The organism is Mesorhizobium sp. M0898 (genome assembly GCF_040319695.1).
Taxonomy (GTDB): Bacteria; Pseudomonadota; Alphaproteobacteria; order Rhizobiales; family Rhizobiaceae; genus Mesorhizobium.
This window is the reverse complement of sequence record NZ_JAMYOE010000003.1, coordinates 228910-255342: the sequence shown is the minus strand read 5'-3', so window position 1 is coordinate 255342 and position 26433 is coordinate 228910. Positions and strand designations below refer to the sequence as shown.

Annotated in this window: 19 protein-coding genes; 7 read left to right on the top strand and 12 right to left on the bottom strand. The window is 62.8% G+C overall.

Translation table 11 applies throughout. The features are described 5' to 3' along the window. Positions 1-33: 33 nt before the first annotated feature. Entirely contained in the window at positions 34-975 is a 942-nt protein-coding gene (locus NKH90_RS06440; RefSeq protein ID WP_352539364.1) for an N-formylglutamate amidohydrolase, read from the top strand. 328 nt (positions 976-1303) lie between these two features. Beyond that, positions 1304-2077: a histidinol-phosphatase gene (hisN, locus tag NKH90_RS06435; protein WP_352818158.1), complete on the top strand. Its 774-nt coding sequence runs from the start codon at positions 1304-1306 to the stop codon at positions 2075-2077. Between the two features lie 145 nt (positions 2078-2222). On the opposite strand, the gene NKH90_RS06430 is transcribed toward hisN, so the two are convergent. Both NKH90_RS06430 and NKH90_RS06425 read right to left on the bottom strand, forming a co-directional pair. Then, on the bottom strand, positions 2223-2681 hold the full coding sequence (locus tag NKH90_RS06430; protein WP_352469520.1) for a styrene oxide isomerase: 459 nt from the start codon (positions 2679-2681) through the stop codon (positions 2223-2225). Between the two features lie 133 nt (positions 2682-2814). Beyond that, positions 2815-3789 (bottom strand): alpha/beta fold hydrolase, encoded by a 975-nt coding sequence (locus NKH90_RS06425; protein ID WP_352818154.1) that lies wholly within the window; start codon positions 3787-3789, stop codon positions 2815-2817. 475 nt (positions 3790-4264) lie between these two features. On the opposite strand from NKH90_RS06425, the gene NKH90_RS06420 reads away from it, so the two are divergent. Then, positions 4265-4729, top strand: a complete 465-nt coding sequence (locus tag NKH90_RS06420; RefSeq protein ID WP_023675381.1) for an Hsp20 family protein — start codon at positions 4265-4267, stop codon at positions 4727-4729. A gap of 90 nt (positions 4730-4819) precedes the next feature. On the opposite strand, the gene NKH90_RS06415 is transcribed toward NKH90_RS06420, so the two are convergent. Beyond that, entirely contained in the window at positions 4820-5872 is a 1053-nt protein-coding gene (locus NKH90_RS06415) for a threonine aldolase family protein (protein WP_352767672.1), read from the bottom strand. Positions 5873-6347: 475 nt separating this feature from the next. Here NKH90_RS06415 and gltB point away from each other — a divergent pair, with 475 nt between their 5' ends. Further along, entirely contained in the window at positions 6348-11078 is a 4731-nt protein-coding gene (gltB, locus tag NKH90_RS06410; RefSeq protein ID WP_352818151.1) for a glutamate synthase large subunit, read from the top strand. Between the two features lie 143 nt (positions 11079-11221). Next, on the top strand, positions 11222-12676 hold the full coding sequence (locus NKH90_RS06405; RefSeq protein ID WP_352818148.1) for a glutamate synthase subunit beta: 1455 nt from the start codon (positions 11222-11224) through the stop codon (positions 12674-12676). Between the two features lie 22 nt (positions 12677-12698). Here the strand turns inward: NKH90_RS06405 and NKH90_RS06400 are convergent, their stop codons facing one another. Together NKH90_RS06400 and NKH90_RS06395 are read right to left on the bottom strand one after the other, a co-directional pair. Beyond that, the gene (locus tag NKH90_RS06400) at positions 12699-13946 is read right to left on the bottom strand and encodes an SGNH/GDSL hydrolase family protein (RefSeq protein WP_352818145.1); all 1248 of its coding nucleotides are present in this window, start codon (positions 13944-13946) and stop codon (positions 12699-12701) included. Between the two features lie 26 nt (positions 13947-13972). Further along, positions 13973-15199, bottom strand: a complete 1227-nt coding sequence (locus tag NKH90_RS06395) for a lytic murein transglycosylase (protein ID WP_352564889.1) — start codon at positions 15197-15199, stop codon at positions 13973-13975. Positions 15200-15406: 207 nt separating this feature from the next. On the opposite strand from NKH90_RS06395, the gene galU reads away from it, so the two are divergent. Then, on the top strand, positions 15407-16312 hold the full coding sequence (gene galU, locus NKH90_RS06390) for a UTP--glucose-1-phosphate uridylyltransferase GalU (RefSeq protein WP_352469528.1): 906 nt from the start codon (positions 15407-15409) through the stop codon (positions 16310-16312). A gap of 132 nt (positions 16313-16444) precedes the next feature. On the opposite strand, the gene NKH90_RS06385 is transcribed toward galU, so the two are convergent. After that, positions 16445-18184, bottom strand: a complete 1740-nt coding sequence (locus NKH90_RS06385) for an outer membrane beta-barrel protein (protein ID WP_502896416.1) — start codon at positions 18182-18184, stop codon at positions 16445-16447. 177 nt (positions 18185-18361) lie between these two features. Here NKH90_RS06385 and NKH90_RS06380 point away from each other — a divergent pair, with 177 nt between their 5' ends. Further along, complete coding sequence (locus NKH90_RS06380; protein WP_352777220.1) at positions 18362-19363, top strand: KpsF/GutQ family sugar-phosphate isomerase; 1002 nt, start codon at positions 18362-18364, stop codon at positions 19361-19363. Between the two features lie 7 nt (positions 19364-19370). Here the strand turns inward: NKH90_RS06380 and NKH90_RS06375 are convergent, their stop codons facing one another. The 6 genes from NKH90_RS06375 to NKH90_RS06350 form a co-directional block, all read right to left on the bottom strand. Next, positions 19371-19835 carry an NfeD family protein gene (locus tag NKH90_RS06375; RefSeq protein WP_352454064.1) on the bottom strand — a complete coding sequence of 155 codons (465 nt, stop codon included), beginning with the start codon at positions 19833-19835 and terminating at the stop codon, positions 19371-19373. Positions 19836-19845: 10 nt separating this feature from the next. Then, positions 19846-20796 (bottom strand): SPFH domain-containing protein, encoded by a 951-nt coding sequence (locus NKH90_RS06370; protein WP_352539357.1) that lies wholly within the window; start codon positions 20794-20796, stop codon positions 19846-19848. A 131-nt stretch (positions 20797-20927) separates the two neighbouring features. Further along, positions 20928-21992 carry a ferrochelatase gene (gene hemH, locus NKH90_RS06365; RefSeq protein WP_352767130.1) on the bottom strand — a complete coding sequence of 355 codons (1065 nt, stop codon included), beginning with the start codon at positions 21990-21992 and terminating at the stop codon, positions 20928-20930. Positions 21993-22142: 150 nt separating this feature from the next. After that, entirely contained in the window at positions 22143-24170 is a 2028-nt protein-coding gene (locus NKH90_RS06360) for a 5'-nucleotidase C-terminal domain-containing protein (protein WP_352767132.1), read from the bottom strand. 190 nt (positions 24171-24360) lie between these two features. After that, positions 24361-24735 carry an outer membrane lipoprotein Omp10 gene (gene omp10 / locus NKH90_RS06355; RefSeq protein WP_023720183.1) on the bottom strand — a complete coding sequence of 125 codons (375 nt, stop codon included), beginning with the start codon at positions 24733-24735 and terminating at the stop codon, positions 24361-24363. A gap of 187 nt (positions 24736-24922) precedes the next feature. Then, positions 24923-26368, bottom strand: a complete 1446-nt coding sequence (locus NKH90_RS06350) for a homospermidine synthase (protein WP_352742062.1) — start codon at positions 26366-26368, stop codon at positions 24923-24925. Between the last annotated feature and the right edge of the window lie 65 nt (positions 26369-26433).

The window sequence follows — 26433 nt, the reverse complement described above, 5'->3', positions numbered from 1 at the left end:
GGCGCTTCGGCGGCTGGACATGCGGGCGGCGAGGTGGCACTTTCCCATCATGATGCATTGGTATTCCCGGGTTCGTCCAAATTGAAAACGGCAGCCGAGGATTTTTCGGTCGTTCCACCCTTCGAAATCCGATCGGGCGCCGAACAGCGCGTTCCCTTCCTCTTCAACTCGCCGCATAGCGGCCGCTACTATCCGGACCGGTTCATGGCTATGGCCAAGCTGGACCGCAACGCCATCCGCCGCTCCGAGGACTGCTATGTCGAGGAATTGTTCGGCGGCGCCGTCGCGCTCGGAGCGCCGATGCTGGCGGCAAACTTCCCGCGCGCCTATCTCGACGTCAATCGGGAGCCGTGGGAACTCGACCCGCGCATGTTCGCCGAACCGGTGCCGTCATTCTGCAACATCCGCTCGGCGCGGGTGGCCGGCGGGCTCGGCACCGTGCCCAAGCTGGTCGGCGAGGGGCTCGACATCTATTCCGGCCGCTTGCCGCTGGCGGAAGCCGTGGCGCGCATCGAAGCGGTCTACAAGCCCTATCACGAGACGCTGAAACGGCTTTTGACCAGAACCCATGCGCGCTTCGGCTACGCCGTGCTGATTGACTGCCACTCGATGCCGGCAAGCATAAGGGTCGGCGACAGCGGATTGCGGCCGGATTTCATCGTCGGCGACCGTTTCGGCATCTCGGCCGCGGCGGCGTTGACCGAGACGGCGATCGGCCTGCTCACCGGCATGGGCTACAGCGTCGCCCACAACAAGCCCTATGCCGGAGGCTTCATTACCGAGCACTATGGCCGCCCCGTGCGCCATCTGCATGCGCTGCAGATCGAGGTCAATCGCGGGCTCTACATGAATGAGCGGACGTTCCAGAGATCGGCTGGTTTCGACGCACTGGCCGACGATCTGGCGCGGTTTTCGGCCGAACTGATGGCGATGCCCGATCACAATTTCATGGATCTGCCGCTGGCCGCCGAATAGCCGCGGAATCGCGGTACCCGCCGCTCATGCGGCAGCGTAAAAAAAGACCGCATCGTTTGCACGACACGGTCGAAGTCTAGGGAGGAAACGCCCAAGGAGGGCATGGACAGGAACCCCTGTCCGAGAACAAACGTATTGTGCGCTGCACAAATGTCAAGGCGCGTTCCGGCTTTTTTAATTCACTGTGAAGTGGAAACTGCATTTCCATGACGGCGGCGTTGCATTCGAGCAACAGTTGGCACCATGCGAAAGGCTCCGAACGCCCTTGTTTCGGCATAAATCCGTAGGCAAACGGGTATCTCCAAACATGCTGGAGCGGGAGAATCAGTTGGACATCAACATCGAGTTCATGCGGCGCATTGCGCGTGCCGCCGCAGCCGAGACCTTGCCGCGCTTCCGCAACCTGGGCGCGGTCACCAACAAGGAGCGCGGCAGCTTCGACCCGGTCACCGAGGCCGACCGCGAGGCCGAGCGCGCCATCCGGGCGCTGATATCAGCGCAATACCCCGATCACGGCATTCTCGGCGAGGAACATGGCAGCGAAAACATCTCCAGCCGGCATGTCTGGGTGATCGATCCGATCGATGGAACGCGCGCCTTCATTTCCGGCCTGCCGGTATGGGGCACGCTGGTCGGGCTGACGGTCGACGGCGATGCCGTCGCAGGCATGATGTCGCAGCCCTTCACCGGCGAGTTGTTCTACGCCAATGCCTCCGGCTCGCATTATGAAGGTCCCGGTGGCCCCCGAAAACTCGCTACGCGCAAGACGACGAATCTCGCCGAGGCGACGCTGTTCACCACCACGCCGGCGCTGTTCAAGGGAGACGCGCGCCTGCGCTACGACCTGTTCGAGCAACAGGTCCAGCTCGCCCGTTACGGCACCGACTGCTATGCCTTCGCGATGGTGGCGGCGGGCAGCGTCGATATCGTTGCCGATCCCGGATTGAAACCGTACGACATCGTCGCGCTGATCCCGATCATCGAGAAGGCAGGCGGCGTTGTCACCACCTTCGAAGGCGGCCCGGCGGAAAACGGCGGCGACATCCTGGCGGCGGCGACACCGGAGCTGCACGCAGCCGCGATGGCGGCGCTGCGCGGCTAAGCATCCGGTGCACCCACGCGTCTGTTTTGCGCAAATCCGACGGAAACCGCGGTACGGTCCTAAAGCAAAGCGCGTCGCGTTTGAGTGAACTTATGTGACGCGCTTGTTTTGTGCGTGTTATCGCAAAACCGCTGCGCGACATGCATTAGCTGTCGGCAGGCCAAGCGTCCGAGAGACGCAGGCCCCACAAAATGAGCACGAAAGAGATGAGGCCGGTCGGCGCGGACGAATACGCCACACCTTTGATCACAGCTTCCTGAAAGGCACTTCCGTGGAAGGCTCCGGCCGCCAACGGCATAGTCTCGTTGCCGGCCGCCCAGGCGCTGGCGATCACGTAGGCGGCCAGGATCGCCAAAGCCGAATAGATCAGCAGCCAGAAAGCAATCCGCGACGTCGCCGCGCCGAGATTGAGCCTAGACCATGTGAGGCCTAGAGCCAGCAAGAGAACGCCCTCCAGGGCGCTGAGCGTGTGCGCGGACAGTCCGAGCCGCGGTGCGGCGAGATACGGTATTGCAAACCCTTCGAATGACGAAAACAGCAGCAGCGCGACGCCAATCTGCAGTAGCCGATGCCCCTGACGTGACAGCGTATTCGATGCGTTCATGGTCGTTTTTCTCCCGGCGAATGGCCTCCATTCTCTTTGGCAGCAACCTAGCGCTCGATGCCTTAACGGGAATAAGGGGCTGCGCCGGACAAGCGACCCGTGCGGGCTTTGTTGGCGGGCGCCGGCGAAGCGGTCAAACAGCGTCGCCGGTTCCGGGGATGAAGGCATCGAATGCCGCAAACAACTGCTCGCGATAGAGGTCGGCTTCCTGGAGGATCTCATGGCGGGCGCCGTCGATCATCACTAGCGAGCCGACGCGCAGACGTCTCGCATAGGCTTCGACTGCCCTGGTCGAGACGACCTGGTCGGCGCCGGCGGCGATCATCAGCAAGGGCACCTGGATCTTGGCCATGAAATCCGGGTCGCTGACGATCAAGGATGCCTCGGTGGCCGCCTTCAGCCAGCGGATCGTCGGTCCGCCGAGCGCCAGCTGCGGATAGGTTTCGTAGATCAGCGTGTTGCGCCGATAGCGTTCCGGGTCGCTGGTCAGCTTGTTTATGGCGAAGGGCACCGATTCCTTGGGCCGCGGCCCCCATGCGGCATAGAGCCGGCCAAGGCCGAGAAGGCAGAACAGCGAACAGAGGCGGCGGACGGTTTTTACCGAAACCGGCAGGTCCGGCACGGTGAAGAACGGTGCGATCAGCACCATGCGGCGCACGCGGTTCGCCATCGAGGGCGCGGCGAGCAGCGCAATCACCGCGCCGGCCGAGTGGGCCAGTATGTAGTAGGGTCCTCGGCAATCGGGCAGCACGATCTCCTCGAAGAACTGCTCCAGATCGCCGGTGTAGTCGAAGAAGCTCCGGACGAAGCCGCGCTGTCGGTCGCCGATCAGCCGGTCGGAAGCGCCCTGTCCGCGCCAGTCGAGGGTTGCCACGCCAAAGCCCCGGTCGGCAAGGTTGCGAATGGTCTCGAAATACTTCTCGATGCACTCGTTGCGGCCGGTCAGGACGACGACGGTGCCCTTCATTGGGCGGGCAACCGCGGCAAACAGCCCATAGCGGATCTTCTTGCCGTCGCGCGTGGTGAAGAAGCCGCCGGCCGCGTTTTCCGGCAGCGGATTGCCCGGACTTTCCTGGAAGAGAGGGGGCTGGTGGAGAAGATCGGTCATGCGGTTTTTGGTTGGTGTCGGTGCCGGCGTGGGCGCAAGTCAGGCATAAACGCCCATGCGCCAAAAGCAAAGGAATTTGGGACGCCGGGGAGCTCGACCGCCAGGCAGCGAACAAGTAAGGCCGGAAGCAGCCTTGGCGTGCTTCCGGCCTCTGTCGACCGGGAGGAAGGGACGTTACACCCGGTTCGGCCTCGTCGTGTCGCCTTTTTCGCGACCTGTTCGTTATCTCGAGAACAGTTCTAATGCCGCCTGGCTGAACGCTCGCCGAAGCCACGGTTCATCTGCCGTTCATCGGCATCGGGACGTGGGCCGGGGACCGGTCCCGTTCGGACGCGGGAAAATCTTGAAATGCCGTCGTCGGCTTCCCAAATTTGGCATGCGGTCGCCAATGTCGGGGCCGCTGGCCCATCCGGAACGCCGTCACGGGTTTCGCACCGGCCATACGCAACCTTGTTGCTCAACAGGAGAACACACCATGCGTCACGTTGATTTTTCCCCGCTCTACCGTTCGACCGTCGGTTTTGACCGGTTGTTCACCATGCTCGATTCGCTTGCGCAGCCGGAAGGCCAGACGTATCCGCCTTACAACATCGAGCGCACGGGCGAGGATGCCTATCGCATCTCGATGGCTGTGGCCGGCTTCTCGGAAGATGAGATTTCGATCGAAGCTCACCGCAATGTGCTGACCGTGAAGGGTGAGCGCAAGGAGGAAGGCAATGGCGAAGGCTCCGAACTGCTCTATCGCGGTATCGCCAGCCGAGCCTTCGAGCGCCGCTTCCAGCTTGCCGATCACGTCGAGGTTGTCGGCGCCGCGCTGAAGAACGGCCTGCTCTTCGTCGACCTCAAGCGCAACATCCCCGAAGAGCTGAAGCCGCGCAAGATCGCGATCACCTCGGCTCCGGCCAAGGCCAAGCAGATCGAGGCCAAGACTGCCGCCTAAGCCAGGCAGCTAAACTCCGGGACGCCAACTCCCCGGGAAGAAAGGGCGGTGCAGCAATGCGCCGCTCTTTTTGCTGGTGGGCAAGGCTTGCTATCCGGCGAGCAGGTAGCCGAAACGGTCGACCTCGTCGGGCGTGGTCGCGAAGCTGGTGACAAACCGATAGAGCGCTTCGTCTTCGCCAATGTAGCCGTCGTAGCCGAGCGGCCTGTGCCAGTCGTGGAAGGCCGCCCCTGCCGCTTGCATTCTTTCGGCCTCGGCCTTTTTCATGACTGCGAAGACCTCGTTCGCCTGCGGCAGCCAGGCCAGCCGGGCCGAAGGGGAATCTTCTATCGCCGCGGCAAGCCGTGCCGCCATCGCATTGGCGTGCCGTGCTGTGTCGAGCCACAGCCCACCCCTGAAATAAGCATCGAATTGCGCGGCGATGAAGCGCGATTTCGAGAACAGTTGGGCCGCGCGCTTGCGCAAAAAGGCCAATTCCTTGGCTCGCTCGAGGTCGAACAGCACGATCGCCTCGGCGCACCAACAGCCATTCTTGGTGCCGCCGAAGGAGAGGATGTCAACGCCATGCTTCCAGGTCATTTCGGCCGGCGTCGTTTCCAGCGCGACGAGCGCATTGGCAAAGCGGGCCCCATCCATGTGCAGCGGCAGTCCATGCTGCTTTGCGATCGCCGAAATCCTGGCGATTTCGTTCAGCGTGTAGACGGTGCCGACTTCGGTCGACTGGGTGATCGAAACGGCAACCGGCCGCCCGGAATGGACGTTTTCGGGTGCGAAACGGTCCACCGCCCGTTCCAGATTGCCGGCATCGATCCTGCCGAGTGCGCCTTCGACTGTATAAAGCCGCGAACCGCCGGTGAAATATTCCGGTGCACCGCATTCGTCCTCGATGACGTGCGATTCGCGATGGCAGAAGGAAATGCCGCCTGGCTTGTTATAGGTAGTCAGCGACAGCGAATTGGCAGCGGTGCCGGTGGCGACGAAAAACACCGCGACTTCGCATTCGAAGATCTCATTGAAGCGCTGGTAAACGGTCTTGTCGAGGGCACCGTCGCCATAGGCGGTGGAGAAGCCGTCGGCATGGGCCGACAGGCCGGCAGCGATACGGGGATGGGCGCCTGCCCAATTGTCGGAAGCGAAAATCATGCGTCTGCCTATGCTGGGGAAAACGGTGCGAGCTTGGCCGCTTTCGCATGCCGGCCGCAAGGGGCAGATACCGAAAATCCGCTAAAGCCAGTGAAACGCATGAGCGTAGATGCAGCGACGGAAGGTTACGCTGACACGGCGTTCCGCGCAATTTTCTGTCGCGAAAGCTTCAAGAAATTTGTGAATCGGTCTTGTGTGCATCCAAAATTTCTGTCATAAAAATTTAGGACAGTAGTGCTGTCTTATTTTGTCGCACAAAACTGGCCGCATTGGCATATGATTGCGCCTCTGCGGCCATTGCCGCGAGCGACAGCTAGACAGTCTGGCTCCGGCCTGTACGAATACCATATGCGAACCATGCGGAAAGCCGCACGGTCGGCAAGAATTTCGCAAGACGTGCCGCAGATTGAAAGGGGAGCCACGCGCTTCCCGACGGAAACCAGCGCCCGAAGGGGACGGAACGGAGGACAGGACGATGACGGACATGACGCCATCTGCGACGAAGGCCGCGCAGACGACAGCGGCAGCCGTCAAAAATCCGTCCCTGACCAATATTGGGCGAACCAACACCGGCTATGCCGCGCACGGCCTCTATGATCCGCGCAACGAGCATGATGCCTGCGGCGTCGGCTTCATCGTCAACATGAAGGGCGTGAAGTCGCACCAGATCGTCGAGGACGGCCTTGCCGTGCTCGAAAACCTGACGCATCGCGGCGCGGTCGGCGCCGATCCGCTGATGGGTGACGGCGCCGGCGTGCTGGTGCAGCTGCCGGACCGCTTCTTCCGCGAGGAGATGGCCAAGCAAGGGGTCGAACTGCCGAAGCCCGGCCACTATGCCGTCGGCCAGGTGTTCATGCCGCGCGACCCGGAGCTGCAGGCGCATATCGAAGGCATCATCGCCGAGGTGGCGCAACTCGAGGGCCAGCCGCTGCTCGGCTTTCGCGACGTGCCGGTCGACAATTCGTCGCTGTCGAAGGCGCCCGACATAGCCGCTTCCGAGCCGGTGCACCGGCAGGTGTTCCTGGGCCGCGGCGCCGAGATCGAGAACGACGACGATTACGAGCGGCGGCTCTACATCCTGCGCAAGGTCATTTCCGGCCGTATCCACGAAGAGACCAAAGGCGTCGACAACGGCTTCTATGTCGTCTCGATGTCGTCGCGGACCATCGTCTACAAGGGCATGTTCCTGGCCTATCAGGTCGGCGCCTACTACAAGGATCTCACCGACCCGCGTTTCGAGACGGCGCTGATCCTGGTTCACCAGCGCTTCTCGACCAACACGTTCCCGTCGTGGAAGCTGGCGCATCCCTACCGCATGGTCGCCCACAATGGCGAGATCAACACGCTGCGCGGCAACGTCAACTGGATGGCGGCGCGGCAGGCTTCGGTCGATTCCGAACTGTTCGGCAACGACATCTCGAAGCTGTGGCCGATCTCCTATGAAGGGCAGTCGGACACCGCCTGCTTCGACAATGCGCTCGAATTCCTGACGCAGGGCGGCTATTCGCTCGCCCACGCCATGATGATGCTGATCCCGGAAGCCTGGGCCGGCAACAAGCTGATGGGTCAGGACCGCAAGGCCTTCTACGAGTATCACGCAGCCCTGATGGAGCCGTGGGACGGGCCAGCGGCGGTTGCCTTCACCGACGGCCGCCAGATCGGTGCCACGCTCGACCGCAACGGGCTGCGGCCGGCGCGCTACATCGTCACCGATGACGACCGCGTCATCATGGCCTCGGAAGCCGGCGTGCTGCCGGTGCCGGAGGAAAGGATCGTCAAGAAGTGGCGGCTGCAGCCCGGCCGCATGCTGCTGATCGACCTGGACAAGGGCCGCATCGTTTCCGACGAGGAGATCAAGTCGGAGATCGCGACCAGGCATCCCTACAAGAGCTGGCTCGCCAACACACAGCTCATCCTCGAGGATCTGAACCCGGTCGAGCCGCGCGCCCTGCGCAGGGATGTCTCACTGCTCGACCGCCAGCAGGCGTTTGGCTACACCCAGGAGGACACCAAGCTGTTGATGTCGCCGATGGCGACCACCGGCCAGGAAGCCGTCGGCTCGATGGGTACCGACACGCCGATTTCGGCAATGTCGGACAGATCGAAGCTGCTCTACACCTATTTCAAGCAGAATTTCGCACAGGTCACCAATCCGCCGATCGACCCGATCCGCGAGGAGCTGGTGATGAGCCTGGTGTCCTTCATCGGGCCGCGGCCCAACATCTTCGATCTTGTCGGCAATTCGCGCCGCAAGCGGCTCGAAGTGCGCCAACCGATCCTGACGAACGGCGATCTGGAGAAGCTGCGCTCCGTCGGCCACACCGAAGACCGTTTCGACACCAAGACGATCGACATCACTTACGGTTCGAATGAAGGCGCGGCCGGCATGCAGGGCGCCATCGACCGGCTGTGCGAGCGCGCCGAGGCGGCGGTCGCCGGCGGCTACAACATCATCATCCTGTCGGACCGTCAGCTCGGGCCGGATCGCATTGCCATTCCGGCGCTGCTGGCAACGGCGGCCGTGCACCATCATTTGATCCGCAAGGGATTGCGCACCTCGGTTGGGCTCGTCGTGGAATCCGGCGAGCCGCGCGAGGTGCATCATTTCTGCTGTCTCGCCGGCTACGGCGCCGAGGCGATCAATCCCTATCTCGCTTTCGACACGCTGCTCGATATGCACAAGCGTGGCGAATTGCCAGCGGAGGTCGATGCCTACGAGGTCGTCTCCCGCTACATCAAGTCGATCGGCAAGGGCATCCTCAAGGTGATGTCCAAGATGGGCATCTCGACCTACCAGTCCTATTGCGGCGCGCAGATCTTCGACGCCATCGGCCTCAAGTCGGACTTCGTGCAGAAGTACTTCACCGGCACGGCGACGCTGATCGAGGGCGTCGGGCTGGACGAGATCGCCGCCGAAACCGTCAGCCGCCACACCGACGGCTTCGGCAACGACCCGGTGCTGCGCAACAGCCTCGAGGTCGGCGGCGAATACATGTTCCGCATGCGCGGCGAGGCCCATATCTGGTCGCCCGACGCAGTGGCGACCTTGCAGCACGCCGTGCGCCAAGGCTCGTGGGAGACGTTCAAGGACTATTCCGCCCAGATCGACAGCGAGACGGCGCAGGCGCAGACCATTCGCGGCCTGTTCACGATCAAGCTTGCGCAAGAGACCGGGCGCAAGAAGGTCAAGCTCGACGAGGTGATGCCGGCGGCCGATATCGTCAAGCGCTTCTCGACCGGGGCGATGTCCTTCGGCTCGATCTCAAGGGAAGCGCACACGACGCTGGCGCGCGCCATGAACGCCATCGGCGGCAAGTCGAACACCGGCGAGGGCGGCGAAGAGGCCGATCGCTATCTGCCACTGCCGGGCGGCGGCAAGAACCCCGAACGCTCGGCGATCAAGCAGGTCGCCTCGGGACGCTTTGGCGTCACGGCGGAGTATCTTGTCAATTCCGACATGATGCAGATCAAGGTCGCGCAAGGGGCGAAGCCAGGCGAGGGCGGCCAGCTGCCGGGTCACAAGGTCGATGCGACCATAGCAAAGGTCAGGCACTCGACGCCGGGCGTCGGCCTGATCTCGCCGCCGCCGCATCACGACATCTATTCGATCGAGGATCTGGCGCAGCTCATCTACGACCTGAAGAACGTCAATCCGGCGGCCGACGTATCGGTCAAGCTGGTCTCGGAAGTCGGCGTCGGCACGGTTGCGGCCGGCGTCGCCAAGGCGCGTGCCGACCACATCACCATATCAGGCTATGACGGCGGCACCGGTGCCTCGCCGCTGACCTCGCTCAAGCATGCCGGCAGCCCGTGGGAGATGGGCCTTGCCGAGACGCACCAGACGCTGGTGCTCAACGGCCTCAGGTCGCGCGTCGCGCTGCAGGTCGATGGCGGCCTGCGCACCGGGCGTGACGTCATTATCGGCGCACTGCTCGGCGCCGACGAGTTCGGCTTTTCGACTGCGCCGTTGATCGCGGCCGGCTGCATCATGATGCGCAAGTGCCATCTCAACACCTGCCCCGTCGGCGTCGCGACACAGGACCCGGTGCTGCGCAAGCGCTTCAAGGGCACGCCCGAGCACGTCATCAACTTCTTCTTCTATGTGGCGGAAGAGGTGCGGGCGCTGCTTGCCGAGATGGGCTACACCCATCTCGACCAGATCATCGGCGACACCGACCTTCTGGAAAAGCGCGAGCTGATCCAGCACTGGAAGGCACGCGGGCTCGACTTCAGCAAGATGTTCTACAAGCCCGATGCGCCGCACGAGGCGGTGCACTGGACCGAGCGGCAGAAGCATCCGATCGACGACGTGCTCGACCGCAAGCTGATCGAACTCGCAAAGCCGGCGCTCGAAGCCAGGCAGCCGGTCAGTATCGAACTGCCGATCCGCAACGTCGACCGTTCGACCGGCGCCATGCTGTCGGGCGAGGTGGCAAAGCGCTTCAAGCACAAGGGCCTGCGCGAGGACACGATCTCGGTCAAGCTCACCGGCACGGCCGGCCAGTCCTTTGGCGCCTTCCTGGCGCGCGGTGTCTCGTTCGAACTGGTGGGCGCCGCCAACGACTATGTCGGCAAGGGCCTGTCGGGTGGCCGCATTGTCATCCGCCCGCCGGAGAACACGAAAATCGTTGCTGCCGAATCCATTATTGTCGGCAATACCGTGCTCTACGGCGCAACCGAGGGCGAGGCCTATTTCTGCGGCGTTGCCGGCGAGCGTTTTGCCGTGCGCAATTCGGGTGTCGCCGCCGTCGTTGAAGGCGTCGGCGACCATGGTTGCGAATACATGACTGGCGGTATCGTCGTCGTCATCGGCCAGACCGGCCGCAACTTCGCCGCCGGCATGTCGGGCGGCGTCGCCTATGTGCTCGACGAGGCGGGTGATTTCGCCGAACGCTGCAACATGGCGATGGTCGAGCTGGAGCCGGTTCCGGAAGAGGACGACCTGATGGAAAAGCTGCTCCACCATGGCGGCGATCTCGACCATAAGGGCCGTGTCGACGTATCCGGCGATATGACCAGCCATGACGAGGAGCGGCTCTACCAGCTGATCTCCAACCACGTCCACTACACCGGCTCGGTACGAGGTCGCGAAATCCTCGACGACTGGGCGACTTTCCGGCCGAAATTCCGGAAGATCATGCCGGTCGAATACCGCCGCGCGCTGATCGAGATGGAGCGGATGCGCATGAACGTGGCGGCGGAATAGATTTGGAAATTGCCGGGAGGCCATGCGTCCCGGCAACCATCTTCATCAACAATCCTGACCTCGGACTGAAGGTTGCCACAGCTGCCTTATGAGGTTAACGGGTGCGTCGCCAGGCGTGCCTTCCGGACAGCAGGGACTGGACTATGGGCAAGGTAACAGGGTTTCTCGAGATCGACCGGCAGGTGCACAAGTACCAGCCGGCTTCCGACCGCATCCGGCATTTCCGCGAGTTCACGCTGCCGATGTCGGACAAGGAGGTCGAGAAACAGGCCGCGCGGTGCATGGATTGCGGCATTCCTTATTGCCATGGACCGACCGGCTGCCCGATCCACAACCAGATCCCGGACTGGAACGACCTCGTCTACAATGGCGACTGGGAAAACGCGATCCGCAACCTGCATTCGACCAACAATTTTCCGGAATTTACCGGCCGCATCTGCCCCGCACCTTGCGAGGAAGCCTGCACGCTGAACCTCGAGGATATTCCGGTCGCCATCAAGACCATCGAGCAGGCCATTGCCGACAAAGCCTATGAAACCGGCCATATCCGGCCCTATCCGCCGGAACGGAAGACCGGCAAGCGCGTCGCGATCATCGGCTCGGGGCCGGCAGGCATGGCGGCTGCCCAGCAACTCGGCCGCGCAGGCCATGACGTTCACGTCTATGAGCGCGAGAGCCGGCCGGGCGGGCTGATGCGCTACGGCATCCCCGATTTCAAGATCGAGAAGCATTATATCGACCGGCGCATCGAGCAGATGCAGGGCGAAGGTGTCAGCTTCCATTGTGGCGTCAATGTGGGCGTCGACAAGCCGGTCGCCGAACTGCTCGCCGAATATGACGCCGTGCTCTATTGCGGCGGCTCCGAAACGCCGCGTCCGGCCAACATCCCGGGCGACGATCTCGACGGCGTGCACGACGCCATGCCGTATCTGGTGCAGCAGAACAAGCGTATCGGCGGCGAGCCGATCCAGTCGGTGGCATGGCCGTCGCGCCCGATCGTCGCCGGCGGCCAGCACGTCGTCGTCGTCGGCGGCGGCGACACTGCCTCAGACTGCGTCGGCACCGCCTTCCGCCAGGGCGCGGTGCGCGTCACCCAGCTCGACATCCGGCCGCAGCCGCCGGAAAAGGAGGACAAGCTGTCGGTCTGGCCCTACTGGGCGACCAAGATGCGCACGTCGTCGTCGCAGGCCGAAGGCGCCGAGCGCGAATTCCAGGTGGCGACGCTTGAATTCATCGGCGAAGACGGCCAGCTGACCGGGGTCAAATGCTGCGAGGTCGACGAAAAGCGCAAGCCGATCGCGGGCACGGAATTCGTCATCCGCGCCGATCTCGCGTTCATCGCCATCGGCTTTGCCGGGCCAGCCGCTCGCGGGCCGATCTCGGAACTCGACGGGCAGATGAAGATCGTCATCGACAGCCGCCGTTCGAAGAATGTCGAGGCCAATGACCGGGACTACAGGACCAGCGTCGAAAGGCTCTATGCGGCGGGCGACGTGCGGCGCGGCCAGTCGCTGGTCGTCTGGGCGATCCGCGAGGGTCGCCAGGCGGCGCGCGCCATCGACGAGGCGCTGATGGGATCGAGCGTGCTGCCGCGCTGAGCCCGTTCCGAAGAGGTTCTGTTTACTGGCGGATCGCCGTCGTCGTATCGGATGCGGCCGCCGTCGCAGGCTGTGTCTTGGGCGGCCAGGAGAAATCGTCGGCGCGGCCCGGTGAGGCGTCGGGCGCCTTGCCCTCGACGATCAGCCTTTCGCCCGGCAAATTCTTGTCAGCTTTTGCCGGCGGGGCGGCGCCGAGAAGTTCCGAGCCGCCGTCCAGCGCCGGATCGCTGAGCAGCATCGGCACGGTGCGATCGACAGCTATCGGTGCCGCGGCAGGTGCCGGCGCCTCGACGGGAGCGCCGGCCGGGGCAGAAGCCGTCACCACGCTTCCTGGCGCGGCCAGCCCCAGGATCTTCATCAGCGGCTTTTCGGTATAGAAGGCGAGCTTGCGCTTGCCGGCCTTCGACATGTTGATGCCGTCGTCGGAGCGCAGGCGCACCGATTGGCCGTTGATGTCCGGTCCGCTGGTGATGAAGGCGCCGTTCTCGTCGACGAACCCGTCCCAGACGTCGACGAATTCGCCGCCGTGGCTTTCGGCGGACGAGCGGAAGATGTCGTTGAAGGCCAGCATGTCGGAGGTCATTTTCGAGACCCGGAAGGCCGGCATGCCGACCCACAGATACGGCACCTTGGTTGCGGCGATGGCCTTGCCGAACGCATCGGTCCGGCGCTCGTATTCCTTGGTCCAGTTTTCGGATCGCGGCTGCTCGCGTACATCGCCGACGCGCATCTGCTGCCGGTCGTTGGATCCGAGCATGACGACGACGGCTGCCGGTTTTTCGGCAGCGATCAGCGACTTGACCTGTTCTGGCCAGTTGTAGACATCGTCACGCACGAAGCCCGACGATCCGTTGGCACGGACGACGATCCTGACGCCGGTGTTTTCAGCAAACGCGGCGTCGAGCCCCTCAGCCAGCCCAGACGCCATGAAATCGCCGACCACCAGAACGACGCGTGCACCCGGCGCCTTCTCGGCCACTGGGGTTGTCGGCTCGGCCGGCGGCGGCCGGCTAACTGACCGGGGCTTTCTCAGCTTGGGCCTGGGCTTTGTTCTCTGGAATTCTCGCTGGTATTCGGGCGGCGGCTGCTCAAACCGCTCGCTTCTGCGCGGAAACAACAGGTCGCGCAGCGACCAGCCACGACTTTCCGGCTCCTGCGCCATGGCCGCGGTATGAAAGGCACTGGCGCCGCCGACCGCCAGAACGGCGATCGCCAGAACGAGGATCGGCACGCGACGAACGATTAACCGGATGCGCGCAGCCGAAACCAATCACCCTCTCCATCCCGCAACCGGCTCTAGTTCTGCCTGAGCCATTTCAGCACTTCCTTGCTCGGATACCCGTCCTGGGTCAAGCCAGCCTTTGCCTGGAAGGCCATGATGGCGGTTTTCGATCCGTCACCGATCTTGCCGTCGAACTTGCCGTCGTAATAGCCGTGCTCGGAAAGTCGCTTCTGAAGCTCCTGCCTTTCCTCGAAGGAGAGCTTGGTAAACGGTCGCTTCCAGTCCTGCACAAGCCCGCCATAGCCGGCAATTTCGTCGGCAAGAAGGCCCACGGCGAGCGCATATTTGTCGGCATTGTTGTAACGCTTGATGACCGAGAAATTCTTGATCATCAGGAAAGCCGGCCCGCCGCTGCCGCCGGGCAGCTTCAACGTCGCCTTGTCCGCACCGTTCTTGAACGGCTTGCCGTTGGCACGGCTGACCCCCAGCGCCTGCCATTGCGACAGCGACTTTGAGCCTCCGGGCAGCTTCTTGCCGTCCGGAAGGCTGACCTCATAACCCCAGGTCTTGCCTGCCTGCCAGCCGTTCTTCCTCAGCAAATTGGCGGCTGTCGCCAGTGCGTCGGGAATCGAATTCCAGATGTCGCGCTTGCCGTTGCCGTCCATATCGACCGCATAGGACTGGTAGCTGGTGGGGATGAACTGGGTATGGCCCATCGCGCCGGCCCATGAGCCGCTGAGATGGCTTTCGTCGATGTCGCCGGTCTGCAGGATCTTCAGCGCCGCGATCAGCTGGGTGCGGGCAAATTTCGCTCGCTTCGGATCGGCATAACCAAGCGTCGCCAGCGAGCGCACGACATTGCGCATGATATCATCGCGCTTGAGAGTTTCGCCGTAGTTCGATTCCATAGACCAGATGGCCAGCAGGATGTAGCGGTCGACGCCGTATCTTGCCTCGATCCTGTCCAGCCAAGGCTTCCATTTCCTTGCCATCTGCTGGCCGACGGCGACCGACTGGTCATGGACGCGGTTGTCGAAATAATCCCAGGCGGGTGCGGTGAATTCGGGTTGAGTACGGGCCTTTTCCAGTACCACCGGGTCAGCATCGTTGATGCCCTTGAATGCCTGGTCGTAGACGGAGCCGGAAACGCCGCTCGCCACGGCGGTAGCACGGAAGCTGGCGACCCATTGGCGGAAGCCGGCATCGGCAAAAGCCGGCCCGCTGGGCATGAGCAAAGCAAGCGAGAGGCTGGCGGCCGTCAGGACGCTGGTGAAGCGCCTTGCGGCGTTGCGAACGGACATCTTTTCCTCCTTCTTCATCTCAGGAAGACTATTCATCGCCGAACCCGGTTAGCATTTGGTTTACCATAGGTGCCGTGCGGGGTGAAAAGATGCGTCAATGCTTTACCAGCTGAGATTTATGACCCGCCGTTCAGTAATCCTCGATTTCGGCATGAAAATGTCTCGAATCGGGATTGCCGAACAGGCATGCAAATGGATAATTGGCACATGAAGAGAGTTCGCAAGGCAGTGTTCCCGGTTGCCGGTCTCGGCACGCGCTTTCTCCCTGCTACCAAGGCCATTCCCAAGGAAATGCTGACGGTCGTCGACAGGCCGGTCATCCAGTATGTGGTCGATGAGGCGCGCGATGCCGGGATCGAGCATTTCATCTTCGTGACCGGCCGCAACAAGGCGGTCATCGAGGATCACTTCGATGTCCAGTTCGAGCTCTACGACACGCTTGCGCAGCGCGGCAAGGACGACCAGCTCGCCCGCCTGCAGCGGCTGCAACCGGCGCCGGGGCAGACCAGCTTCACCCGCCAGCAGGTACCGCTCGGCCTTGGCCACGCCGTCTGGTGCGCGCGCGAGCTCGTCGGCGACGAGCCCTTTGCGCTGCTATTGCCCGACATGATCATGCAGTCGGAAAAAAGCTGCATGAAGGACATGGTCGAGCTTTACGCCGAGACCGGCAACAACATCGTCGCCGTGCAGGAATGCGATCCGGCCGAGGCGCACAAATACGGCATTGTCGGCCGCGGCGAGGACGCGCATCACGGTTTCCGCATCACCGGCATGGTGGAAAAGCCGAAGACCGGCACGGAGCCGTCGAACCTCTACATCAACGGGCGCTATATCCTGCAGCCGGAGATATTCAAGATACTCGAAGGTCAGGAAAAAGGCGCCGGCAACGAGATCCAGCTCACCGATGCAATGCTGAAGCTGCAGAAGCAACAGCCCTTCTACGGCTACCACTACCGCGGGCGGACGTTCGACTGCGGCTCGCCCGAAGGCTTCGTCGAGGCCAACGTTGCCTTCGCACTGTGGCGCAGAGACATGAATGCGAGCATGGCCGGTGTCATTCGCACGCTTCTCGACGAACTCGCGCCGTCAGAACGCCGCGGCATAGCCTTGTAGTTTCAACACCGGTTGCCGCGCTGATCGGCTAAAGCGCGCCGCGTTCGACCGGCCTCATGCGACGCGCTTTAGGTTCTTGTTTTAGGCAAGTCGTTATCGCAAAACCGCTGCACACTTTTGCGCGACATGCATTTAGCGCTGCAACTTCAAGCCGACGAAGATACTGTTGGCCGTGTAGTCGCGCCCAATCAGGTTGCTGGTCAGTTTTTCAGTCCTGGCGCGGGTGGTGAGCCCGGTGTAGCGGTTCAGCCACCACGTCAGCCCAGCCTCGGCGCTCAGCGTCAAATCATGATCGTCGGAGCCGGTATAGTCGCGCCATTCGAGGCCGAGAGCGGCATTTCCGGTCAGGTTGGCGCGGATCTGCCGCTCGCCGGTGAGGCTGCCGGAATAGAGCATGTCGCCGCTTTCGCCCGCATTCGTCGTGTTCTCGGCGGTCGTCTGTGCGGTGAGCCCGATCGTGGTGCCGCGTTCCGGCGACCATTTGAGATCGGCATTGACCGTCGCGCCCGAAATAGCCGGCAGGGCATCGTCGTCGATAGCTTCGCGCAGCCAGCCGACCGAGAACTCGCCGGTAAGCTTCTCGCGGAGATCGAGCTCGACGCCGGCCCGTGCGCCAAGCCTGGTCGAGGAGCGCTGGAAGCCGTTTGGATCGACGCGCAAATCATAAGCGCGCCGGCCGATCTCGATTTCGGTGAACGGGGTGATGGCAGGCGAGATCTCGTAACCGGTACGCAAAATGGCCGTGTAGAGCGTCGAGTCGCGGCCCTTCTGCGACAGCGATCCGCCCGACGAAAGCTTGGCGTCGCCAAAGATGTCGTGCTCGATCGCGCCGGTCAGCGCGAAGCGCATCTTGCCGGCATCCTTCTCGACGGCGAGACTGCCGTTCACGGTCTGGCGCACCGGCTGGCCAACGGCGCCGACGACCGCGTCCGGCGCCGAGGCCGATTCGGGCACGGCCTCATAGCCCAGCTTGGCGATGGCGCGCAGATCATTGTCGAGATCGATGTTGAGTGTGCCGTCGACGCGGCCTTGCGCCTCGTGAATGTCATAGCCGGACAAGGTTTCGCGGAAGATGCCATAGCCCTCAACCGTCGCCGAATTCTCCCTCCAGTCGGAGACGGCGTTGAAGCGCAGTGTCGTTTCCGACAGCAAGGCCGGCTTGCCGAGGCTGCTCGAATCGGCGTTTGTCGAAGACGTCAGGCCTTGCTCGAGCGTCGGCCGGATTACGAAAGAGCCGAGCTTGATGCCGGTGGCGGCGAACGGGTCGTCCTCGTTCTTTTTGTTCTGGCCTTCGATGGCTTCGGTGCGCTCGGCACCGGGGTCGAGCCTGAGCCTCTCGGCGGAATCGATGGTGACGGCACGGCGGTTGACCGTATCCTGCTCGTCTATAGCGGCGGTATCGGTGTCATCGGTCGCCGCCGCGGCTGCAGTCGCGGCTCTCTTGCGCTTCTGGCTGTCAGCGGTCTCGTCTTCGGCGTTGGCCGCATTGGCGGCGCGTGGCGTCGCGCTTGGCCGCCGTCGGGGTGGCGGAGCAGGGTTGTCGGGAAATGGGTCGCCGCTGGCCGCTGGTTGATCGAAAGTGCCGCCGGTTGTGGCCGCCTCGCCCGTGCCGTCGTCAGGCAACGCCCCTTGGCTGGCCGGGCGATAGGTAGGCAGCGGCGTATTGTCGTTGGCGGTTGCAGCAGCCTGCGCGGCTTGGGTTCCGGCTATGCTCGATTGCCTGATCTTGTACTGCTGTTCGTCCAGGATTGTCGATTCCGAAACCTCGCCGCGCAGCTCGGTTTCCTGGGCGCAAAGCAGTGCCGGCCGCGACAACGCAAAGACACTGGTTGCCAGCAGCAAAGCGCAGACCGCCTTGCCCTTTCGTCCCATTTTGTTTTGAGGCTGAAACCCGGACATCGGCACCACTGCTTGCGCGGCGCACGCGCGCCATACTTACGAAACCGTAAATGGGGATGGTTAACGGAGCGTTGAGGCATGGCCCATCAGGAGGTTCGGCACGGCAATTCCGTTGGACAGGCGCGCGCCGAAGCGCTAATCGCATCGTCCATGAACGTGAAATCCCCAGACAGGAAGCGGCATGACGGGCAGGCCGCGATTGCCTCGGCGCTGAGAACCGTGGCGACGGAGCAGGCCGGCGTCGCGGCACTGGCAGACGCTCTCGAAAACGGGCTGGCCGAGCCGTTCGCACGAGCCGTCGGCATGGTGTCGCAGATCGATGGCCGCGTCATCGTCACCGGGGTTGGCAAAAGCGGCCATATCGGCTCGAAGATCGCCGCAACGCTCGCCTCGACCGGCACGCCGGCCTTTTTCGTCCACCCTGCCGAAGCCAATCACGGCGACCTTGGCATGATCGCCAGAAACGACGCCATAATCGCGCTTTCGTGGTCGGGCGAAAGCCTTGAGCTCAAGGGCATCATCGCCTATTCGAGGCGCTTCTCGATCCCGCTGGTCGCGGTCACCGCGGGTGAAAAATCGGCTCTGGCGCGCGCGGCCGACGTTGTGCTTCTGCTGCCGCGAGCACCGGAAGCCTGCCCGCACGGGCTTGCGCCGACGACCTCGACACTATTGCAAATGGTGATGGGCGATGCGCTGGCCATCGCGCTGCTCGAGGCACGCGGCTTCACCCCGGACCATTTCCGCACGTTCCATCCCGGCGGCCAGCTCGGAGCCAACCTGACGCAGATCCGCGAGATCATGCATGTCGGCGACAGGCTGCCGCTGGTGTCGTCAGGTACCGGCATGCGCGAGGCAATCCTCGAATTGTCGCGCAAGGGGTTTGGCTGCGTGGCCGTGACTGCCGCGGACGGCAAGCTGATCGGCATCATCACCGATGGCGACATCAGGCGCCATATCGGCAGCGATCTCCTGGCAATGAGCGTCGATCAGGTGATGACCAGAGAGCCGAAAATGGCTTCGCCCGACACGCTTGTTGCGACGGCGCTGCAGACAATCAACGACTCGGCTATCACCAGCCTGATGGTGGTCGAAGGCAGGCGGCCGATCGGGCTCGTCCATCTGCACGACCTGCTGCGCATCGGTGCTGCCTAGCGGGCTTCTAGACCGCCTCGACCGTCAGTTCCAGGTCGGTATCAGCGGCGCCCGTCACGCGCACTTGCGTGCCGGCCGGCAGGTCAGGGCCGGAGACGCGCCACAACGTGTCGCCCAGCTTTATGCGGCCGCGCCCGTCCTTGATCGGCTCGGCAAGGGTCGCCGTCCGGCCGACCATCTGTGCGCCGCGACGGTTGAGCAGGGGCTGGTCGGTTTCATCATGGCGCCCGCCCACCAGCCGCTTGCCGACATAGGCCGAGACCAGCGACAGAGCGAGGAAGGCGAGGACCTGGACTTGCCAGGTCCAGAAACCGGCATCCCAGATGAGCAGTGAGACGACGCCGATCAACAGCGCGGCAATGCCGATCCACAGCATGAAAATGCCCGGCGCGATGACCTCCATTACCAGCAGGACGAAGCCGAGGACCATCCAGCTCCACGGGCCGAGTTCGGAAACAATGCGGTCGAGCATGGCTGTGGCCTCAGGTTTCGCTCGGACGAACGACCGGCGGGCGGGCGGCCTGTCGTGCGGCACCGGCGGTGCCTTCGCTTCGGAAAACTTCCTTGGCGATTTCGCCAATACCGCCGAGCGTGCCGATCAGCGATGAGGCCTCCATCGGCATCAGCACGAGCTTGCTGTTTGTCGCTGAGCCGATCCTGGTCAGCGCTTCGGTGTATTTCAGCGCGACGAAGTAGTTGAGCGCCTGCACGTCGCCTTTGGAAATCGCCTCCGACACCACCTGCGTGGCGCGTGCTTCAGCCTCGGCCGAGCGCTCGCGCGCCTCGGCATCGCGGAAGGCGGCTTCCTTGCGCCCTTCGGCCTCCAGGATCTGCGATTGCTTGAGGCCTTCGGCGGCGAGGATCTGCGCGCGCTTATTGCGCTCGGCCATCATCTGTCGGCCCATCGATTCGACGAGATTGGCCGGCGGGTTGATGTCCTTGATCTCGACACGAGTGATCTTGATGCCCCAGGGATGCGCCGCCTCGTCAACGACGCGCAGCAGGCGCTCGTTGATGGCGTCGCGGTTCGACAAAAGTTCGTCGAGGTCCATCGAGCCCATCACGGTGCGGATGTTGGTCATCGTGAGATTGAGAATCGCATTCTGCAGGCCGGAGACCTGGTAGGCGGCCTGCGCCGCGTTGAGCACCTGATAGAAGGCGATGCCATCGACGGCAACGGTGGCATTGTCGCGGGTGATGATCTCCTGCGTCGGAACGTCGAGCACCTGCTCCATCATGTTCATCTTGGCGCCGACACGGTCGACGAAAGGCACGATCAGGTTGAGGCCTGGGTTCAATGTCTTGGTGTAACGGCCAAAACGTTCGACGGTATAATTATAGCCTTGCGGAATTGTTCGGATGCCCTTGATAAGCACCAGCACGACAAGGGCGACAAGAACAAGAAGCGCGATATCAAAACCACTGAAACCCATTTGGCTCTCCCCTCAAAGGCCGGCCATGTTGGATATTCCACGCGACCGATTCCCATCAAACACTTAAGTGTGTTTCAGCAATGTTACAATCAGGTGATCACGGATTGCGGGTGCATAGACGGGTGATCTGTTCAGGCCCAGCCGGACAGCTCGCGCCGCACCATCGCCTCGATTACCGCCATGCCCTCGGCGCTGTCGTTGAGGCAAGGGATGTGTGCGAACTTTTCGCCGCCGGCATGATGGAAGGTCTCGGACGCTTCCCTGCCGATCTCGTCCAGCGTCTCGATGCAGTCGACGGAAAATCCTGGATTGACGATGGCGACCGATTTCACGCCTTCGCGCCCTAGTCTTTCGACCGTCTTGTCGGTGTAGGGCTGCAGCCACTCCTGCGCGCCGAAGCGCGACTGGAAGGTGGTAATCAGCTTGTTTTCATCCCAGCCGAGCTTTTCGCGCAGCAGTCGGGTCGTCTCGAGGCAATGGGCCTGGTAGGGGTCGCCCTTGTCGGAATAGGGTTTCGGAATGCCGTGATAGGAAGCGATGACAATTTCCGGTTCGAAGTCGAGGCTAGCCAGATGCTTTTCAATCGAACGGGCGAGCGCCTCGATATAGGCCGGCTCGTTGTAATAGGGTGGCACGCTGCGAATGGCCGGGGCGCGGCGCATCTTCATCAGCGCGCGAAACAGCTGGTCGTTGGCAGTCGCAGTCGTCGTCGCCGAATATTGCGGATAGAGCGGGAAAGACAGGATGCGGTCGCAGCCTTGCTCGACCAGTCTCTCGGCCACGCTCTCGGTCGAAGGGTTGCCGTAGCGCATCGCCCAGTCGACGACGACATTGGGTAGCTCGCCGAGCGCGAGCCCGAGCTTCTCGGCCTGGGCGCGGGTGTAGGTTCGCAGCGGCGACTCGTTGCGCTCCCGGTTCCATATCCTGGCATAGTTGGCCCCTGATTTCTTCGGCCGGGTGGTGAGGACCACGCCGTAGAGGATCGGATACCAGATCGCCTTGTTGAGCTCGATGACGCGCGGATCGGACAGGAACTCCCGGAGGTAGCGCCACATCGGCTTGAACCCGGTGCCGTCCGGGGTGCCGAGATTGATCAGCATGACACCGACCTTGCCGGTCCTGACCAGAGGGCGCCCTGCCGACGGCGAGGCGGCAGTCTGCTCGGCTTTGATTTCAGCAGGGTTGGCAAGCGTCATGAGGTTCTCCAACACCGCGAACCAACGGTGCCGCGGCGAAAGTAGCGATGCCGCGCCGGTTTTCAAATGCTGCGTCTGGCCGCACCTTATCCCAGAAATGCAACACCCGCCCGGTCTGCCGGGCGGGTGCATTGCGTTCCTGCGGCCGGATTACTTTGAGGCCGCCGGGATCGTCAAGGTTGCGCCGACCGGAAGGCGGCGTGGCTCGTAGGCATTGTTGGCATCGGAGATTATTTTCCATTTGGTGCCGTCGCCATAAGCCTTCACCGCGAGATCCCAATAGGTATCGCCGGCGACGATTACATGGCTGCTTTCGGCCGGTGCCGGCTCAGCCGGAGCAGGGGTCACCGGAGCCGGTGTGGCCGGAGCCGCAGGTGCCGCCGGCTGGGCCGGCTCGGCGGGTGCGGGTGCCGGCGCTGTTTCAGCCGGGACGGCCGGCGGCGTCTTGGAAATGTCGCCGGAGCCGGCCGGCATTTCGGGCATTGCCGGCTCAACTGGCTTTGCCGGCGCAGCCTCAGCAGGTTTTGGCGGTTCGGCAGGGTTGGCAGGTTCTGCGGCCGGGGCCACGGTCGCGGCGATCTCGGTGATGCGGCCGTCGAGCTTCGGCGTATAGGGCCGGTGCGCGCCTAGGTAGTCGGCGACGACCTGTTCCAGCCCCGGGCCGTAATCATAGGCGTTCTTGGCCTTCTCGGCGAACACCTTGTAGCCGTCGCCGCCCTGGCGGACATAGTTGTTGGTGGCGACCAGGTAATCCTTGTCCGGCTTAATCGGCGTCCAGGCGCCGCCTTCCATGACCTCGACCGATTTGACGCGTCCGTTAGGCGGCGCCGATTTGTCGAACGCATATTTCAGGCCGGCAACCTGCGGGAAGCGCCCGGCGCCGTCCTCGACCTGGCTGAGGCCGCTTTCGAGGCCGGCAACCAAATCCTTGCCGGAGATCTGGAAGGTCGCCAGCGTGTTCTGAAACGGCAGGACGGTGAGAACCTCGCCCATGGTGACGGTGCCCTGGTCGATGGAGGCGCGCAAGCCGCCGCCATTCGAGATGACGATCTCGACACCTTGGCCCTTGACCCGGTCGAGGACGGCGTCGGAGACCAGATTGCCCATCTCGCATTCGCGGGCGCGGCAGTTTTCGCGACTGCCGTCGATCGCCTTGGTGGTCTCGGCGACTTCCTTGTTCTTCAAGGCCTCGATCGGCGCGCCGAGTTCCTTGATGCGGGCAAGCACGGCGGGGTCGGGCGTGATCGATTTGTCGAGATGGATGGGATCCCCGCTTGCCTCCTTGACGACGCCGTTGTCGTCGAACACGACCTTGAACTCGCCGAGATATTTCGAATAGGACGCCGCCTGCACGACCGGCACTTTGTAACCGTCCGGATTGTCGACCATCGTCGGATACGGGCCTTCCGCCTTGGGGTCGGTGTTGGACAGCAGCGAATGGCTGTGGCCGCCGACCACCACGTCGATGCCCGGGATCTTGGCGATCACGTCGCGCTCGCGCTTGTAGCCGATATGGGTGACCGCGATGATCTTGTTGACGCCCTCTCGCTTCAGTTTCTCGACCTCAGCGGTGATCGACTTGACGTCATCTTCAATGGCAATGTTCGGGCCAGGGGTGGCAAGCTCCGGCGTGTCGTTGGTGACCGCTCCGACGATCCCGATCTTCTGGCCGCCGACCTCGACCACGATCGACGGCTTGACGCGGTCGCCGAGCTTGGATTGCGCATTGGCCTTCACATTGGCGCCGAGCACCGGAAACTGGATCATGTCGAGAAACGGCGCCAGCGCCGACTCGCCATCGTCGAACTCATGGTTGCCGAGAGCCTCGGCATCGAATTTCATCTGGTTGAGGAATTCGCCTTCGGTCTTGCCTTTGTAGGTCGTGTAGAAGAGCGAGCCCTGGAAATTGTCGCCGGCGCTGAGCAGCAGCACGTTCTGGCCCTCCAGCTTCTTGCGCTCCTGCGCAATCGCGGTGACCAGGCGGGCGGCACCGCCGACGCATTCGCCCTTGGTCTCCTCCTCGGCCGAGCAGGTCGATTCGTACTTGTTGTTGCTCTCGATGCGGCTGTGCCAGTCGTTGATGTGCAGGATGTTGAGCGTGTAGTCGGCAAAGGATACCCCTGCCGACAGGCCAAGCGCCGATGCCGACAGCGCGGCGATGGCAGCAATCTTCTTCATTCTCGTCTCCCGGATAACTTGACCAGAGGCGTTTAACGCTCTTGTTTGACTGGGATGTAACAGCCCTCTTGGGCTATGTTCACATCGCGTTTCAGTCGATGCAAGCGGAAATCGGCATCAGCTTTGCCGGCGCAAGAAGACGGCGGCTTGAAGCCGCCGCCCTTGTGCAAAGTAAATTCGGAATCGGATTTCAGGTGCGCCTGGTCAGCACAAAATTCTGCCCGCTCGCGCTGGTGCAATTGAGCTGGCTGGTGGAGACCATCAGGCAGTTGAAGCTGATCGGCGTCTGGCGGATCAGCGAAGTGCCATGAATCTCGACCGAGGTGCCGCCGGTCATGGTGTAGCTGCCATCGGCAAGCTTCTGGCCGGTGTCGGTTGCGACGGTCGCGAAGCTGCCGCCCTTGAAGGTGGACAAGCCCGTGCCCTGCGCGTCGATCCAGGAGCCTTCAACCCCCTTGGCCGTGATCACCGGCGGCTCGCCTGGGCCGGTTGTCGTGCAGGCCGCCAACGCGACCGTAGCGGCCGCGGCAATGCCAGCCGAAAGCAGTCTTTGCGCAATCGTCATCTTCAAGATCCTCTCCTCTCGCATCGGCCCGAAAATCGATCCGATTTTCGGAAAGCACGATGCGCACATTCAAAGTGCTAGAGCGTACTTTGTGCGTCCAAATGGACGCACGTGGCTCTAGGCCGCCCCTCTTCAATCGCCCGATTTCCGGGCGATTGCAAGCTGGCCGAGTGTCGAGGCAACGCTGCTATCGAACGAGGATGTTGCGGAATTGCCACGGGTCTTTGGTATCGAGATCCTCGGGAAACAGACCAGGCCGATTGTCGAGCGGTGTCCAGTCGGTATAATAGCTCCTGACCGGCCCGAGATAGGGGCCCTGCACGTCGAGGCAGCGCTTGTAATCCATCTCGTCGGCCTCGACGATGCCGGCCTCGGGATTTTCCAGCGCCCAGACCATGCCGGCCAGCACCGCCGACGTGACCTGCATGCCCGTAGCATTCTGATAGGGCGCCAGCTTGCGCGCCTCGGCCAGCGACAGCTGCGAGCCGTACCAGTAGGCGTTCTTGGCGTGGCCGTAGAGCAGCACGCCGAGTTCGTCGACGCCATCGACCAGTTCATTTTCGTCGAGCACGTGATGCACGGGCTGAGCCTTGCCGGCGACACCGAACATCTCGTGCAGCGACAGCACTGCGTCGTTGCAGGGATGATAGGCGTAATGGCAGGTCGGCCGGTATTGCACCTTGCCCTTCTTGCCGCGCAAGGTGAAAAAATCGGCGATCGAGATCGCTTCGTTGTGTGTCACCAGGAAACCGTATTGCGGGCCGGGCGTCGGACACCATGTGCGCACGCGTGTATTGGCGCCGGGCTGCTCCAGATAGATCGCGGCCTTCGAACCGTTCTTGTGGCTTTTGGCGTTCTTCGGCATCCACGCCTCATGCGTGCCCCAGCCGAGCTCGGCCGGCTGCAGCCCTTCCGAAATGAAGCCTTCGACCGACCAGGTGTTCCAGAACACGTTCATCGGCTTGGGCTTCTTGGTGCGCTGGGTGTCGCGCTCGGCGATATGGATGCCCTTGACGCCGGCCTTCTTCATCAGCCTGGCCCAGCCTTCGCGATCGTGCTGCGCGGGTTCCGAGAAGTCGAGGCCAAGATCTGTGGCGAGGTTGACCAGTGCCTGCTTGACGAACCACGAGACCATGCCGGGATTGGCGCCGCAGCACGAGATCGCCGTGGTGCCGCCCGGGTTCTTCGCGATTTCAGTACGCACGGTCTCGCGCAGCGCATAGTTGGTGCGTGAGGCGTTGTCGGCCTTCTCGTCGAAATAAAAGCCGAGCCAGGGTTCGACCACCGTGTCGATATAGAGGACGCCAAGCTTGCGGCAGAGCTTCATCAGCTCAAGCGAGGAAGTGTCGACCGAAAGGTTGACGCAAAAGCCCTGGCCGCCGCCATTGGTCAAAAGTGGTGTCAGCAGCTTCTTGTAGTTGTTTTTGGTCACCGCATCCTGCATGAAAGTGATGCCGCGCTCGTCGAGCAATTTACGGTCGGTGTCGCGCGGGTCGATGACCGTCATGCGCGACTTGTCGAATTTGAAATGGCGCTCGATCAGCGGCAGCGTTCCCCGTCCGATCGAGCCGAAGCCGATCATCACTACAGGGCCGGTGATCTCACCGTAAACGGGCCAGTTTTCATTCGCCATTTATCGATTACTCCCTCAAAAAACGCTTCGGAACAGCGGCTTGGCCGCGGCGCGACAAACCATAG

Excerpts from the sequence above, each read along its gene's own strand:
- hemH (WP_352767130.1), bottom strand. The coding sequence starts at position 21,992 with ATGACGCTTGCCAACCCTGCTGAAATCAAAGCCGAGCAGACTGCCGCC.
- galU (WP_352469528.1), top strand. The coding sequence starts at position 15,407 with ATGAAGAGAGTTCGCAAGGCAGTGTTCCCGGTTGCCGGTCTCGGCACG.
- NKH90_RS06370 (WP_352539357.1), bottom strand. The coding sequence starts at position 20,796 with ATGGGTTTCAGTGGTTTTGATATCGCGCTTCTTGTTCTTGTCGCCCTT.
- NKH90_RS06380 (WP_352777220.1), top strand. The coding sequence starts at position 18,362 with ATGAACGTGAAATCCCCAGACAGGAAGCGGCATGACGGGCAGGCCGCG.
- NKH90_RS06385 (WP_502896416.1), bottom strand. The coding sequence starts at position 18,184 with ATGGGACGAAAGGGCAAGGCGGTCTGCGCTTTGCTGCTGGCAACCAGT.
- NKH90_RS06360 (WP_352767132.1), bottom strand. The coding sequence starts at position 24,170 with ATGAAGAAGATTGCTGCCATCGCCGCGCTGTCGGCATCGGCGCTTGGC.
- gltB (WP_352818151.1), top strand. The coding sequence starts at position 6,348 with ATGACGGACATGACGCCATCTGCGACGAAGGCCGCGCAGACGACAGCG.
- NKH90_RS06375 (WP_352454064.1), bottom strand. The coding sequence starts at position 19,835 with ATGCTCGACCGCATTGTTTCCGAACTCGGCCCGTGGAGCTGGATGGTC.
- NKH90_RS06420 (WP_023675381.1), top strand. The coding sequence starts at position 4,265 with ATGCGTCACGTTGATTTTTCCCCGCTCTACCGTTCGACCGTCGGTTTT.
- omp10 (WP_023720183.1), bottom strand. The coding sequence starts at position 24,735 with ATGACGATTGCGCAAAGACTGCTTTCGGCTGGCATTGCCGCGGCCGCT.
- NKH90_RS06395 (WP_352564889.1), bottom strand. The coding sequence starts at position 15,199 with ATGTCCGTTCGCAACGCCGCAAGGCGCTTCACCAGCGTCCTGACGGCC.
- NKH90_RS06405 (WP_352818148.1), top strand. The coding sequence starts at position 11,222 with ATGGGCAAGGTAACAGGGTTTCTCGAGATCGACCGGCAGGTGCACAAG.
- NKH90_RS06425 (WP_352818154.1), bottom strand. The coding sequence starts at position 3,789 with ATGACCGATCTTCTCCACCAGCCCCCTCTCTTCCAGGAAAGTCCGGGC.
- NKH90_RS06430 (WP_352469520.1), bottom strand. The coding sequence starts at position 2,681 with ATGAACGCATCGAATACGCTGTCACGTCAGGGGCATCGGCTACTGCAG.
- NKH90_RS06415 (WP_352767672.1), bottom strand. The coding sequence starts at position 5,872 with ATGATTTTCGCTTCCGACAATTGGGCAGGCGCCCATCCCCGTATCGCT.
- NKH90_RS06350 (WP_352742062.1), bottom strand. The coding sequence starts at position 26,368 with ATGGCGAATGAAAACTGGCCCGTTTACGGTGAGATCACCGGCCCTGTA.